Origin of the sequence: Haloparvum sedimenti (assembly GCF_001462205.1) — an archaeon.
Classification (GTDB): Archaea; Halobacteriota; Halobacteria; order Halobacteriales; family Haloferacaceae; genus Haloparvum; species Haloparvum sedimenti.
This window is the reverse complement of the sequence record NZ_LKIR01000042.1, coordinates 24,321-34,763: the sequence shown is the minus strand read 5'-3', so window position 1 is coordinate 34,763 and position 10,443 is coordinate 24,321. Positions and strand designations below refer to the sequence as shown.

Below are 10,443 nucleotides of genomic sequence, written 5' to 3'. Positions count from 1 at the left end.
CAGAAATCGGACTACAGCGACGCCCTCCCGAGCAACGTCTGGGAAATCCTTCAACACCACAAGGAGGGCGAAGCGACCTCCTACGAGGCGCCCCACGGCTCCGACGAGACGCAGCAGAACCTCTGGCGGTTCACCTGACTGTCCCCCTCGTCGTTCGCGTGGACGGCACGTTCGTTTCTGCCTTCTCTCGACAGTCTTTGGTTTCCCGTCTCCCGACAGTCTTCGGTCTCCCGTCTCCCGTTGTCCTTCCCTTCCGGTCTGTAACTTGGAACACTTGCAGGGTGGTGTGCGTGTGTGGTCGTTCCACTGTGTCGCTCTGTGGATACTCGTCTCGTGGCGCTGCTCCAGAACACTTGCAGGGTGGTGTGCGTGTGTGGTCGTTCCACTGTGTCGCTCTGTGGATACTCGTCTCGTGGCGCTGCTCCAGAACACTTGCAGGGTGGTGGGTGTCCGTTTCGATCAGTCGACCAGATCCCCCGATTCAAGGGGTAATTGGCCGAGGTGTTCCGTCTTCACGGCCGCGAGGTGTTCCGTCTTCACGGCCGCGAGGTGTTCCGTCTTCGCGGCCGATTCGTCGAACCGGCTTCGCCGACGGAACACTTGCAGGGTGGTGGGGGTCCGACCGACACCCCGTTAACGACCGATTTTCCCGCCCTTTCTCACCCGAGAACACTTGCAGGGTGGTGGGTGTGTGTCCGATAGTCCACCAACCGGTGTTTCTCTTTCTTCCCGATGTTCCTCTTCTCCCGATGTCCCTCCCCCTTCCAGAACACTTGCAGGGTGGTGGGTGTCTCCGGACCGGTCCGGATCTCTCGTCGAGGCTCATTCCTGGAACACTTGCAGACCGGTGTTCTCGGCCCTGCCACTTCGCTTCGATCCGGGAAACAGCGCGCTATACGGCCGTATTCAGTTTCGCTGTCCATTCCGAACAGCCACTCGAACACTTGCACGGGGGTGTCCGCCTGGGCAAAACGCATCGTCAAAGGACACCGCGAGAACGACGGAAAGCACGACGGACCGGCGACAAGAACGATAGAAAGTCCAGAAGAAAGATCAGAAGGAAGGCCACAAGAACGATCGATGGTCGTGCGAAGACCGGTACGAACGGCACCGGGCCGAGCGATCGAGTGGCTCAGGCACCGGGCGTCTCAGGAACACTTGCACGGTGGTGTGTGGGGTTCGCCTCGGATCCCCGTCGAGGCTCACTCCCGGAACACTTGCAGACCGGTGTGTCCCTCGAGGCGCTCCGTCACTCTTCCTCGCGAAGGCGAACGATCTCCTCAGCGATCTCCTCCGCGTGGTCGGCGATAACGCGAACTGCGGCGTCGTGGAACTCCCGCCCGGTCACGTTTCGGATCTGTCGGTCCCGCCGGAGCGCAGCCTCGACCTCGAACTCCGCGTCCTCCAGCAACGCGAGCGTTTCGTCGCGGACGTAGATGGACTTCGGCGACGCCTCCTCGAACGCGAACGCCGGCACTTCGACAGGGTCCATATCGTCAGTCGCCTCTCCGGCCTTCGCGGCGTCCCCTTCGGCGTCCGCGTCCTCCGGCTCACCCGCGTCGGCCGCGGCCGATTCGGAAGCGGAGGTGGAGTCGGAAGCGGAGGTGGAGTCGGAAGAGGAGGTGGGGTCGGAAGAGGAGGTGGGGTCGGAAGAGGAGGTGGGGTCGGAAGAGGAGGTGGGGTCGGAAGAGGAGGTGGGGTCGGAAGAGGAGGTGGAGTCGGAAGCGGAGGCGGAATCCACGCCAGCCGCCGGTTCGGCGTCAGCGGCGGGCTCGCTAGCGTCGTCGCTAGCGTCGTCGGTCCCTTCGTCGGCCTCCGCCTCGTCAACCTTTGTTTCCTCGGCCTCCGCTTCCTCCTCCATCGCGTCGGTCAGCCCGGCGAAGCGGTTCTCGTCAGGCATCGGCCACGCCTCCATCCTCGACGATCCGCGCGAGCTCGTCGAGCCGATCGAGCATGTCGCTGTCCGGGTCGTACTCACGGAGGGTCTTCCCCTCGCGCCACGCCCGGCTGAACGCGATCCGATGGCGAAGCCCCGGACCCGGGGAGTCGGGGTCGTCGAACTCGGTCGAACGACAGAATGAGGGGAGGTATGCCCCGAACTGCGACTCCTCGAGGTCGCGGATGATCCGTTTCTCCTCGTTGTTGCCGCTGAGGTCGTTCGGCACGATGGCCAGCAGGTCGAGTTCGACCTCGTTGCGGATCGGCACGACCTGATGTTCCCACATGCGCTCGAACCCGCTCACGCTCGGTTCGCTCATCAACAGCGGGACGACGACGTTTCCGGCGCCGATGAGCGAGGCGTCAGAGAGGGGACCGAGGCTGGGCGGCGAGTCGATCACGACGTAGTCGTACGCCTCGTCCAGCAGCGGTTCGACGATGCGCCGGCGCACCCACAGCATCCCGAACGTCGAGTTCCGGATCTTCTCCGCAGTCTCGTCCAGGTCGACGTGGGCCGGCAACACGTCGAATGCGTCGCGGTCGACGATCACCTCGCGGGCGTCGACGGGGTCCGAGTCCGTGAGCACGTCGCCGACGTTCGGGCTCGCGTTCTCGTAGACGTCCTTGAGACCGACCCCCTCGGTCGCGTTCCCCTGTTGGTCTAAGTCCACGAGCAGCACCTCGTTGTCCCGTGCCGCAAGCGCGTCCGCGAGGTTGATCGCGACTGTGGTCTTCCCGACGCCGCCCTTCTGGAGCGAGACGCTGACCGCTCGGCCCATTACTCGACCCCTCCTCGACATCGCCGTCCGTTCTCGGACCCCGGTGTCGGCGTCCGCGAGCGGCGATCGGTGGCTGGCTCGTGCGCTCTCGTCATCGTTGCGTCCCACACATCCCGCCTACTTAACCATGTCCAAAATGCGCAAACCTCACGAGATTTTCAGAATTTCTAAAATTTTCAGTTCGGCGGCAGCGGACGGTCGGTCACGGGACCGTCTCTGCCGAGGCGGTTGCCATCGACTCGTCCGCGTCCGGGAGCGCCTCAAGGAACTCCTCCGCGTCGAGAGCGGCCATGCTGCCGGTGCCGGCGGACGTAATCGCCTGTCGATAGCGAGGGTCCGCGATGTCGCCGGCGGCGAACACCCCATCGACTGCCGTGTGAGCGGAGGGCCGCCCAGTGTTGTCGGTCCGAGTAAAGATGTATCCGCTATCGTCCCGTTCGACGCCGGTGCCGTCGAGGAACTGCGTGTTCGGCGTGTGGCCGACCGCGTAGAACACGCCGCCCATCTCGACGGTCTCCCGCTCGACGTTCGTTCCGGACTCCGCTTTCTCTCTCGGATATCCCTCGGGGTGAGCGACGAGCGTGACCCCGGTGACGCCCTCAGTTTGCGAGCCGTGGATGGCTTCGAGTTCAGTGTTCCACCGGAAGTGAATATCGTCGTGCTCGCGGGCGCGGTCGACCATGATCTCCGATGCTCGCAGTTCCTCGCGGCGGTGGACGACCGTCACGGAGTCGGCGAACTTCGCGAGGAACAGCGCTTCCTCCATCGCGCTGTCGCCGCCGCCGACGACGAGCACGTCGTCGCCGCGGTGGAAGGCCCCGTCACAGGTCGCGCACGTCGACAGCCCGTATCCCATCAGTTCGTCCTCGTTTTCGGCACCGACCCAGCGGGCGCTCGCGCCGGTCGCGACGATCAGCGACCGCGTGAAGATCGTGTCGCCGGTCGACAGCGACAGCTCCAGGGGCTGGCCGTCCAGGTCTGCGTCCTCGATCCGACCGTATCGAAACTGCGCGCCGAACTGCTCGGCCTGCTCTTTCCCGCGCTGGACGAGGTCCATACCGCCGACGCCGTCAGGGAAGCCGAGGTAGTTCTCGACGTCGGTCGTCAGCGTGAGCTGACCGCCCGGCTCGTCGCCCTCGAGAACGAGGGGGTCGAGGTCGGCTCGGGCCGCGTAGACCGCCGCCGAGAGACCGGCGACGCCCGAACCAGCGATGACGAGGTCGTGGCTGTCCTCAGTCATTCGCTGTGGGTCTCGATGAGCGCGCGGAGCTGATCCTCACCCTGGAGACCGACGACTTGCTCGGCCTGTTCACCGTCGGCGAACAGGATCAGCGTGGGAACGCCCTGGACGCCGTAGGCAGCAGCGAGCTGCTGGTTGGCGTCGACGTCGACTTTCGCCACGGTCGCGTCGGTCTCGGCGGCTAGCGTCTCGACGGTCGGTTCGAGCATCTGGCACGGCCCACACCAGTCGGCGTAGAAGTCCACGAGGACGACATCGTTCTCTGCGACGATGTCGTCGAGTTGCGACTGCCCGTCGACGTGGAGTGGTTCGTTCGCGGTCGCGGTACCGGCGTCGGATGCAGTGTCGGTTGCCATCACCAGTACGTACGCTCCGCCGCTAATTAAGAGTTTTGGAGACTATTCACAATACTACACACTATAGAAAACCAGCGGGAACTCGTGGTCATACTCACGTCTCACGAGGCAGTTTGCCCATCGTCGGAAGTGATGGAACTCGGGGTGGGGAGACGAGAGAGAGGGAGGGAAAAGAGAGAGGGAGAGAGAAGCGGGGAGAGTTAGCTTTCGGCGGCCGTGGTCGCGGTTTCGGACTGTTCGTACTTGGTCTCGAACTCCTGGATGAGCTGGCCCATCTTCGCGTACCAGTCGTTGAGTAGCCGCTGCATGTCGTCGGCGATTTGGGAGGGGTCCGTCGGCGAGTAGACGTGGTAGTAGCCGCCCTGGTCGTAGTTGATCTGGTTTTTCTCGATGAATCCGGTCTGCAGCAGCCGCTGGACTGCACGGTAGGCGGTCGAGCGCTCGCGGTCGACCGCGTCGGCAATTTCGTCCACCGTCAGCGGTTCTTCTGACTCGACGAGCGCCCGGAAGCACTCCTTATCGAGCTCCTTGAGGCCGTGGAAGCACTCCAACAGGCCCTCGCACTCCATATCCCGGCGGAGCTGTTCGGACATCGAATCTGGCATTGTTATCGATGCTACGTAGACACTGTGCCGTTAAAAGACTTTTGCACAATACGCACAATCCCGTGACGAATCACGTCGCGAAGGGCGGGGTAAATGCGTGACTGTGAATCGCTCTCCGTCGCGTGGAGATCTTATCGAGAGGACGCGTGCTCAACGACGACCGGGGGATCGATAGGGGAGTGGAGGGGATCAATAGAGGAGTAGCGGGAACCGATAGGGGGGAGCTCGAAACCGATCAGTCCGCGGTGGTCGTTCGCCCGTGGCTTTTCACCCGCAGTGAGGAGATCGTGGTATAGAGGATCGCGACCGCGACGACGACCGCCGCACCGATGACGAGAACCAGCCCGAGCAGCTCCAGGGTCGGACTGCCGATGTAGGAACCGATCTCGCCGATGCCGACCGCGAGAGCACCGATCAGGAGCATCCCGCCGAAGTAGATCTTGATCCCGTCCGCGTCGACGACGGCGGTCGCGGCAGAGCCGACACGCGCACCGAGGGCGCTCCCGAACAGCAGCGGGACGACGATCCCGAGGTTTACGCCCCCGCCCTGCCCGTAGAGGTAGCTCCCGAGGCCGCCGGAGAAGACGATCTCGAAGAGGTCCGTTCCCACCGCGACCGGCACCGGGACGCCGATCGCGTAGATCATCGCCGGCATCCGGATGAAGCCGCCACCGACGCCGAGGAAACCCGACAGGAGGCCGGTCGCGAAGGCGACGGCCGTGATGACCCACGCGGAGACGCGGACGTCGCCGCGGAGCGTCACCATCGGCGGAATCCGGACGGTCCGCTGGATCGTTTTGGCGATTTCGGGGACCTCGTACTCACTGAGGTCCTTGTCGGCCGCCTCGTGGTCGATCCCGCCCCCGCCGTCACCGTTCAGGGCGTCGCGAGTCACCATCGCCCCGACGCCGCCGAGCAGGACGACGTAGGCGACGCTGATGATCCCGCCGGCGAGTCCCAGCGACTCGAGGTAGTAGACGCTCGCGCGGCCGGCCTCGATCCCGATGGTCGTCCCGGTGATCATTATCGCGCCGAGCTTGTAGTCGACCTGCCCGAGGTCGTGGTGTTTCAGGGTCGCGATGACGGCCGTCCCGAAGACGAACGCCATCCCGCTCCCGACCGCGACCGACGGCTCGTAGTCGAGCATCAGGAGGGCAGGGGTAACGAGGAACGACCCGCCCATGCCGAAGAACCCGAACAGGACCCCGACGACGAGGCCGAACCCGACGAACAGCGCCAGCATCTCGGGACTCGTCCCAGCGATGCCGAGTCCGTCGAGGAGGCTATCGAGCATCCGCATCACCTCCGATGAGGAGTTTCATCAGTCGGGGTCCGAAGAGCCGTTCGAGGCCGCCGTAGCCCACGTACAACACGATCGCTTCGAGGAGGATCGTGCCGATAAGCACGGCCGTCTCCGGGTCCCACGTCGGAACCGCTAGTCCTGCCATCGATTCTCCCTCCGACAGTCGAGTGCGGAAATTCGCTGTTGGAACATTTCTGCTCAACACCCCCTACCCGCCTTGTGCCTATAACGGTTTTGGGGTTACTGTACAATACTATATCCGGATAACCTCGGCCGGAGTACCGATAACTTATCGAGAACGTATCGTACCGATCCGCTCCAGGATCCACCTGCTGGTCGTTCACTTCCACGTTTCACGTTCACCGGTTACTGACGGTGGGCGCGCGCGAGGAACGCGCGCGAGGGAGGGCGCGGGCCGGCCGCCTGCGTACGGTGCTGTTTCGCGGCCGGCCCGCGGCCGAGGCTGGGGAGGGGCGAGGCTGCGGTGCGGTGCGGTCGCGGTGCGGGAGTGGGACTTTCTGTGTGTCGTCGTCGTTCCGAGTCACAGGATCAGCGACCGAGACAGACTCAAAAATGCGCCGTACCGAGCGTGGCTTGGGCTTTCGTACTGGATGCCACCACTCGACCGCACCGACTTCGTCGCCACTCGCTGTCGAAACCCATCGAGAACGTCCGCGGGCCTCAGAAAACCGGCCGAAGCGACCCGTCAGTCCCCCGTGCCGGCCGGACCATCCCCGGACGGCGCGGGTGCGGGCGGCTCGTGCGTCCCGAACTCGGGATGCGTCTCCTCCATCCACACGTACACCACGCCGCCGGAGAGGAACATCAGGGCCGCGGTCAGGTAGAACGCGGCGGCCGCGCTCACGAGCTCCATCGAGAGTCCGATCAGGACCGCGCCGACGGCGTAGCCGGAATCACGCCACATCCGGTAGACACCCATCCCCGCCGAGCGCCACGTCGGGTGCGCGGCGTCGCTGGGGACCGTCATCAGGTTCGGGTACAGAAGCGCCATCCCGAGCCCGGAGACGCCGGCCAGCACGGCCCACGGGAGGTACCCCTCGACGAGCACCATCCCGAGGACGCCAGCACCGGCGAGGAACATCCCCCAGATCACCGGTGGACGGCGACCGATGCGGTCCGCGAGGCCGCCGGTCGCGATCTGGAGGAAGTACATCGCGCTGTGGACGCCCACGACGACCCCCACCGCCGCGATGCCGAGCCCCTGACTCGTCAGGTACAGCGGGACGGCGATCCAGAACAGCGTGTCGACGAAGTTCTCGACGTGGCCGGCCTGCGCCGCCGCGAACAGCGTCCGGTCGCCGTAGGTCGCGCGCTTCAGCACCTCCTCGAACGGCAGGTTCGCGTCGTGGTGGTGGTCGTCGCCCTCGGCCCGCGCGTACTGGACGGTCTCCGTGATCAGGAAGACGGAGATGAGCAGCGCCAGCACGACGACGACGCCGAGGAAGTAGAACGGCTCGGGCCGCAGCCCCCACTGTCCGGCAATGACGCCGGTGACCCAGGCGCCGACGGCGACGCCGGTGTAGCCGAACGCCTCGTCGATCCCGACCGCGAGGCCGCGCTGGTCGGGGCCCGCGAGGTCGATCTTCGCGTTGATCGCCATGCTCCAGGTCAGCGCCTGGTTGACACCCAGGAGGACGTTCCCGACGGTGATCCAGCCCCAACTCGGGGCGAAGATGAGGATGACCGGGAGCGGGAGCGCCGTCACCCACCCGGCGACGAGCACGGGCTTGCGGCCGTACTCCTCGCCCCACTTGCCGGCGTAGAGGTTGAGGATCGACTTCACGATACCGAACGACACGACGAACGAGCCGATCACGAGGAACGACTCGACGCCGAGGACCTCTTCCCCCAGCACGGGGACGACGGTCCGTTCGGAGCCGATGGTCAGTCCGGTCGCGAAGACGAGCAGGACGTGCAGCGAGAACTGCCCGAGGTGTTCGCGGATTCCTTGTCTGAGTTTAGTCGTCGTTGGCATCGGTTTTGAGTTCAACAGGTTCATTCGTGGTTACAACAGGAGGTACGCAGCGCCGTACGCGAGCGCGAACGAGAGGCCGAACGACCCCGCCCACGCCCCGACCGTCAGGAGGATCTTTCGCGCGTCCACCGCCTCCCGACCGCCGACCGCGGCGCCGCTTCCGATGATGGCGCTGACGACGATCTCGTTGAACGAGACGGGGACCCCGAGCAGCACGGCCAGCTGTGCGATCAGGAACGACGGCACGAGCGCCGAGATGGAGCGTCGCGGCCCGAGCGACGAGTAGTCCTGCGCCAGCGACTTGATCATCCGCGGCGCGCCCGTCCACGAGCCGACGAGCATCCCCAAACCGCCCCCGACGAGCACCGCGAACGTCGACACCACCTCGACCTCCTCGAGCAGCGGGAGCAGCGGCCCGACGGCGAGACCGACCTGGCTCCCGCCCGCGGAGAACGCCACGAGCGACCCGAGGGCAAGCAGCACGCGCCGCAGGCCGCCGCGTTCGTCGCGGCTGATGTCCCACCAGACGACGGCGGCGACGGCCAGCGCCGCGAAGCCGGTTATCCCGACCGCCGAGGGAGTCCCGTCGATAGCCAGCATCTGCTGTCCGAGACCGCGGAGGGTCCCGGAGGCGCTCCCCTCGCCCAGGAAGCTGAACTGGACGTTCACGAGGACGCCCCCGACGAGGCCGGCCAGGGCGGGAACGCTGTACCGCTCGGGAACGCCGGGGCGCGGGAGGACGCTCGCGATGGCGAACGCGATACCGCCGCCGACGAACGGCGTCAACACCCAGACGGCGGCGATCTGCTGGTACTTCGGCCAGACCGGGGTCCCGCCGAGCGCGAGGCCGACGCCGATGACGGCACCGGTCACGGTGAACGCGGTCGCGATCGGATAGCCGGTCGTGATGCCGACCGCCATCAGCCCCGCGCCCAACACGAGCACGAGGATGACCCCGGCGACGGGCAGGCTGATGCCGCCGACGAGGCCGCTGCCGACGGCTTCCGAGACGCTGCCGCCCTGCGTGACGGCACCGGCGAAGCCGAACACGCCGACGAGGAAGGCGGCGCGCATGGTCCCGATGGCGTTCGCGCCGACCGCGGGGGCGTACGGCGTCGCGCCGCTGGAGCCGGCGCCGATGACCCACGCCATGAACAGGCTGGCGAGCGCTGCACCGACGAAGAGGGCGAGGAGAGCGAGGTCCATTCGTGAGTCAGTTCGCGCCCGTTACGGCGGAGTCACGCGCCTGGCTGCGGCTCCGCCAGTAGCCCTGGGCGTAGGCGCCGACGAACATGCCGGCGAGCGCCCAGAGGATCGTGACGTTGCCGACGCCGAGGCTCGCGTACGCCGCGCCCGGACAGATGCCGGAGAGGCCCCAGCCGACCCCGAAGACGGCGCCGCCGACGAGGACGTTCCGGTCGAACGGCTTCAGGCGCCGCTCGTAGGGGTCGCCCGTCAGGGGCGCGGCGTCCCGGATCCGGGGGAGCAGCGCGAACGCGATCCCGGAGACGATCGCGGCCCCGAACATGACGAACGGGAGGCCGAGGTCCTCGAACTGGAGGAAGTTCAACACGACCTCCGGCCGCGCCATGTGGCTGAACCCGAGCCCGAACCCGAAGACGAGGCCGCCGACGAAGACCAGCGGCTTGAACAGCGGATGGCGGTCGCTCATGGGCTCACCCCCAGCGCGGCGACGACCTGTGCGGTGCCGATCGCCACGGTCAGGAACGTCACCACGCCGACCAGCGACGTCTTCGAGGCCGATCCGACGCCACAGACGCCGTGGCCGGACGTACACCCCTTGCCGATCCGGGTGCCGATGCCGACCAGGACGCCGCCGACGAACAGCCGCCACGGCTGAACGTCGGTCATCCACAGCGTCACGCCGGCCACATCGTAGAGCTGCCCGGTCGTTCCGGGCTCGTACAGCGAGCTCGTGACCAGTCCGGACTGGAACGTCGCCGCGAACGCCAGGCCGCCCAGGATGATGCCGGCCGTGAACACGAGCCGCCAGTCCCGGGAGCCGACGTACTGCTGGAACCGCGACCGGTCGGAGACGTACGACAGCGTCGACTCCAGGAACGTGCTCGCGCCGGCCGGGATCCCCGTCCCGACGTAGATCAGGACGGTCCCGAGGCCGACGAGCAGTCCGCCGACGGCGTAGCGACTGATCCCGTTGGGGAACAGGTCGGCGGCCGCCTGGAGCAGTACTGGGTCAGTGACCAT

General features: G+C 66.2%; 12 protein-coding genes. All 12 read right to left on the bottom strand.

Annotation, left to right across the window (positions count from 1 at the left end):
- Positions 1 to 659 precede the first annotated feature (659 nt).
- Positions 660 to 944 carry a hypothetical protein gene (locus AN233_RS16700; protein ID WP_125919957.1) on the bottom strand — a complete coding sequence of 95 codons (285 nt, stop codon included), beginning with the start codon at positions 942 to 944 and terminating at the stop codon, positions 660 to 662.
- 305 nt (positions 945 to 1,249) lie between these two features.
- Entirely contained in the window at positions 1,250 to 1,900 is a 651-nt protein-coding gene (locus AN233_RS17080; RefSeq protein WP_176696612.1) for a hypothetical protein, read from the bottom strand.
- Positions 1,893 to 2,717, bottom strand: a complete 825-nt coding sequence (locus AN233_RS02385; RefSeq protein ID WP_058365266.1) for a ParA family protein — start codon at positions 2,715 to 2,717, stop codon at positions 1,893 to 1,895. Before AN233_RS02385 ends, AN233_RS17080 begins: the two co-directional genes overlap by 8 nt.
- A 202-nt stretch (positions 2,718 to 2,919) precedes the next feature.
- Positions 2,920 to 3,957, bottom strand: coding sequence for an NAD(P)/FAD-dependent oxidoreductase (locus tag AN233_RS02380; RefSeq protein ID WP_058365265.1), 1,038 nt, complete (start codon positions 3,955 to 3,957; stop codon positions 2,920 to 2,922).
- The gene (gene trxA / locus AN233_RS02375; protein ID WP_058365264.1) at positions 3,954 to 4,313 is read right to left on the bottom strand and encodes a thioredoxin; all 360 of its coding nucleotides are present in this window, start codon (positions 4,311 to 4,313) and stop codon (positions 3,954 to 3,956) included. Before trxA ends, AN233_RS02380 begins: the two co-directional genes overlap by 4 nt.
- Positions 4,314 to 4,513: 200 nt before the next feature.
- Positions 4,514 to 4,918: a helix-turn-helix domain-containing protein gene (locus AN233_RS02370; protein ID WP_058365263.1), complete on the bottom strand. Its 405-nt coding sequence runs from the start codon at positions 4,916 to 4,918 to the stop codon at positions 4,514 to 4,516.
- Between the two features lie 235 nt (positions 4,919 to 5,153).
- Positions 5,154 to 6,212 carry a sulfite exporter TauE/SafE family protein gene (locus tag AN233_RS02365; RefSeq protein WP_058365262.1) on the bottom strand — a complete coding sequence of 353 codons (1,059 nt, stop codon included), beginning with the start codon at positions 6,210 to 6,212 and terminating at the stop codon, positions 5,154 to 5,156.
- Positions 6,202 to 6,366, bottom strand: a complete 165-nt coding sequence (locus tag AN233_RS17075; RefSeq protein WP_176696611.1) for a DUF7512 family protein — start codon at positions 6,364 to 6,366, stop codon at positions 6,202 to 6,204. Before AN233_RS17075 ends, AN233_RS02365 begins: the two co-directional genes overlap by 11 nt.
- Positions 6,367 to 6,927: 561 nt before the next feature.
- On the bottom strand, positions 6,928 to 8,217 hold the full coding sequence (locus AN233_RS02360) for an MFS transporter (RefSeq protein ID WP_058365261.1): 1,290 nt from the start codon (positions 8,215 to 8,217) through the stop codon (positions 6,928 to 6,930).
- A gap of 30 nt (positions 8,218 to 8,247) precedes the next feature.
- Entirely contained in the window at positions 8,248 to 9,423 is a 1,176-nt protein-coding gene (locus tag AN233_RS02355) for an inorganic phosphate transporter (protein WP_058365260.1), read from the bottom strand.
- Positions 9,424 to 9,430: 7 nt separating this feature from the next.
- On the bottom strand, positions 9,431 to 9,889 hold the full coding sequence (locus AN233_RS02350) for a YeeE/YedE family protein (RefSeq protein ID WP_058365259.1): 459 nt from the start codon (positions 9,887 to 9,889) through the stop codon (positions 9,431 to 9,433).
- Positions 9,886 to 10,443, bottom strand: a complete 558-nt coding sequence (locus tag AN233_RS02345; protein WP_058365258.1) for a YeeE/YedE family protein — start codon at positions 10,441 to 10,443, stop codon at positions 9,886 to 9,888. The genes AN233_RS02350 and AN233_RS02345 overlap by 4 nt, the downstream gene beginning before the upstream one ends.

What these genes read in the sequence shown, in the direction of transcription:
- AN233_RS17080 (WP_176696612.1), bottom strand. Translation starts at nt 1,900, where the DNA reads ATGCCTGACGAGAACCGCTTCGCCGGGCTGACCGACGCGATGGAGGAG.
- AN233_RS02380 (WP_058365265.1), bottom strand. Translation starts at nt 3,957, where the DNA reads ATGACTGAGGACAGCCACGACCTCGTCATCGCTGGTTCGGGCGTCGCC.
- AN233_RS02355 (WP_058365260.1), bottom strand. Translation starts at nt 9,423, where the DNA reads ATGGACCTCGCTCTCCTCGCCCTCTTCGTCGGTGCAGCGCTCGCCAGC.
- AN233_RS02350 (WP_058365259.1), bottom strand. Translation starts at nt 9,889, where the DNA reads ATGAGCGACCGCCATCCGCTGTTCAAGCCGCTGGTCTTCGTCGGCGGC.
- AN233_RS02370 (WP_058365263.1), bottom strand. Translation starts at nt 4,918, where the DNA reads ATGCCAGATTCGATGTCCGAACAGCTCCGCCGGGATATGGAGTGCGAG.
- AN233_RS17075 (WP_176696611.1), bottom strand. Translation starts at nt 6,366, where the DNA reads ATGGCAGGACTAGCGGTTCCGACGTGGGACCCGGAGACGGCCGTGCTT.
- AN233_RS02360 (WP_058365261.1), bottom strand. Translation starts at nt 8,217, where the DNA reads ATGCCAACGACGACTAAACTCAGACAAGGAATCCGCGAACACCTCGGG.
- AN233_RS02345 (WP_058365258.1), bottom strand. Translation starts at nt 10,443, where the DNA reads ATGGTCACTGACCCAGTACTGCTCCAGGCGGCCGCCGACCTGTTCCCC.
- AN233_RS02385 (WP_058365266.1), bottom strand. Translation starts at nt 2,717, where the DNA reads ATGGGCCGAGCGGTCAGCGTCTCGCTCCAGAAGGGCGGCGTCGGGAAG.
- AN233_RS02365 (WP_058365262.1), bottom strand. Translation starts at nt 6,212, where the DNA reads ATGCTCGATAGCCTCCTCGACGGACTCGGCATCGCTGGGACGAGTCCC.
- trxA (WP_058365264.1), bottom strand. Translation starts at nt 4,313, where the DNA reads ATGGCAACCGACACTGCATCCGACGCCGGTACCGCGACCGCGAACGAA.